Source organism: Planktothrix paucivesiculata PCC 9631, from assembly GCF_900009265.2.
Taxonomy (GTDB): domain Bacteria; phylum Cyanobacteriota; class Cyanobacteriia; order Cyanobacteriales; family Microcoleaceae; genus Planktothrix; species Planktothrix paucivesiculata.
Map to the genome: position 1 here is coordinate 1 of NZ_LR735098.1, position 251 is coordinate 251.

Below are 251 nucleotides of genomic sequence, written 5' to 3' on the forward strand. Positions count from 1 at the left end.
GGTTTCCAATCGGCACGAGTCAACAAATTCCAGAACTGTGTCCAAAACCGTTTCAGCAATTCCGATGGTTCTCCGGCGGGTTTCTGCTCAGGAACATCACTCACAACAGCTTCTATATTATTTATTATTGACTGCGGTGTTCCCTCCTGTGAACGGGAGAGTTGCCAATCTCGTTCTAACCAATGGTCAAAGATAGAGTAACGCCAGGTGGGACAATCAAAGACATAAACTCGTTGGCGAGTGCCGTCGGG

Annotated in this window: 1 protein-coding gene; it reads right to left on the bottom strand. The window is 47.8% G+C overall.

Features of this window, described 5'->3' with window-relative positions; translation table 11 throughout:
* Window positions 1-251, bottom strand: a 251-nt coding sequence (locus tag PL9631_RS26465; RefSeq protein ID WP_197046530.1) for a hypothetical protein, incomplete at both ends; no start/stop codon positions are given.